Source organism: Halomonas sp., assembly GCF_041689495.1.
Taxonomy (GTDB): Bacteria; Pseudomonadota; Gammaproteobacteria; order Pseudomonadales; family Halomonadaceae; genus Halomonas.
On record NZ_JBDNGD010000425.1, the window covers coordinates 1 to 1,714 of the forward strand.

Below are 1,714 nucleotides of genomic sequence, written 5' to 3' on the forward strand. Positions count from 1 at the left end.
AGGCAAGGGACAGGAACTGTGGATAGAGGCCCTGGCACGGCTGGCCGAGGAGGCGCCTGGCCTGGCCTGGCAGGGTGTGCTGATCGGCGGGCTACTGGCCAGCGAGGGCAGCGACGAGGCCTATGTGGCCCGTCTCCGAGCCCTGGTCAGCGAACGAGGCCTCGAGGACTCGATCGCATTTACCGGCTTCCGCCCCGACCTGCCGCGACTCTTCGAGGCCCTGGACATCATCTGCGTGCCTTCGCGCAATGAAGCCTTCGGGCTGACGGTGATCGAGGCCATGGCCGCGGGCAAGCCGGTGATCGGTGCCGATAGCGGTGCTATTCCCGAGTTGATCGATTCCCGCACCGGGCGACTGGCTTCCCCCGAATCGCCCCGGGCATGGGCCGAGGCAATGGCGTTGCTGGCCGGGGATGGCGAGCTGCGCGAGGAACTGGGCAGGGCGGCTCGGCAGCACATTCTCGATGGTTTCACCCTGGAGGCCCATGTGGCGGAATTGATCGCCGAGTATGACGGTCAGTCCCCTGCCGAGTCATAGCCGCGGCGGATGGCCTGCATGGCATCAGGTGCGCCGAATTTCTCCACTGAGCGCGCCAGGCGCTCGAGATTGGCGCGCTGCCAGGGGCCCGGGGAACGCCACCGGCAGCGGTCGAGGTCGATCAGCCAGACCTTGTCCCGGGCATCGATAAGCAGGTTGCGGGCATTGAGGTCCACATGGTCGAGGCCGGCGTCGTGGAAGCGGCGAATGGTGCGTCCCAACGTCTCGAGCAAGGCATCATCCGCGTCATGAGGCAGTCGCTCGGCCAGGGCATGGGCCGTGGGAATACGCACGGTAATCAGGGCGGCCTCATAGGTCGCGCCATGTCGGGTCACGCCGGCGGCGACAGGACGCGGCACGGGTAGCCCGCCATCGAAGAGTTCGGCGGTGAGGTGCATTTCGCGAAAGCCCCGGGTGCGTTCCAGGCCGGTCCAGAGATAGCGCTTGGTGCTGAGACGGGCGACCAGGCCGCCCCGTCGATAGGGACGCAGCACCCAGTGCTCGCCTGGAACCTCCAGGAACAGGCTGGCGCCTCGACCGGGTGCCTGGCCGACGATGGTGCCTGTTCGTCGCCAGTGATCGGGCTCAAAAAGCGACGGGTCGATTTGTGGCGCCTCGCCGGCGTCACTTAAACTGTCGGGATCATATAGAATGAAGGTCTTACCCGTCTGACATGTTGCCAAGCGCATGAAGCATCCTCTGCCCGCCCAACCCCGGCACATCGGCGTACTGCGCCTCTCCGCCCTGGGTGATGTCTGCAATCTGGTGCCGACGGTTCGCGCCCTCCAGCGCCAGTGGCCCGAGGCACGTATCACCTGGATCATCGGCAAGGGCGAGCACAGTCTACTGGCCGGCCTCTCCGGGGTCGAGTTCGTGGTCTACGACAAGGCCTCGGGGCTTGCCGGGATGCGTCGGCTCTGGCGCGAACTGACGGATACTCGCTTCGATGTGTTGCTGCACATGCAACAGGCCCTGCGCGCCAGCGTGCTGTCATTGGGCCTGAAGGCGAACGTGCGCGTCGGTTACGACAAGGCCCGTGCCAAGGATGCCCAGCACTGGTTCACCCATCGGCAGTTGGCGCCCCATCCCCGCGCCCATGTGCTGGACTCCTACCTGGACTTCGCGCGCCTCCTCGGTGTCGAGGACCTCTCCCTGGAGTGGGACCTGCCGGTACCG

Annotated in this window: 3 protein-coding genes; 2 read left to right on the forward strand and 1 reads right to left on the reverse strand. The window is 66.2% G+C overall.

Annotation, left to right across the window (positions count from 1 at the left end; genetic code table 11):
* A partial coding sequence (locus ACESMD_RS13145) for a glycosyltransferase family 4 protein (RefSeq protein WP_372613867.1) occupies positions 1 to 538 on the forward strand: 538 nt, incomplete at its 5' end.
* Here the strand turns inward: ACESMD_RS13145 and ACESMD_RS13150 are convergent.
* The gene (locus tag ACESMD_RS13150) at positions 517 to 1,227 is read right to left on the reverse strand and encodes a 3-deoxy-D-manno-octulosonic acid kinase (RefSeq protein ID WP_372613869.1); all 711 of its coding nucleotides are present in this window, start codon (positions 1,225 to 1,227) and stop codon (positions 517 to 519) included. The two genes, ACESMD_RS13145 and ACESMD_RS13150, sit on opposite strands and share 22 nt — an antisense overlap.
* Between ACESMD_RS13150 and ACESMD_RS13155 the strand changes: the two genes are divergently transcribed.
* The coding region (locus ACESMD_RS13155) for a glycosyltransferase family 9 protein (RefSeq protein WP_372613871.1) at positions 1,226 to 1,714 on the forward strand (489 nt) is incomplete at its 3' end. The two genes, ACESMD_RS13150 and ACESMD_RS13155, sit on opposite strands and share 2 nt — an antisense overlap.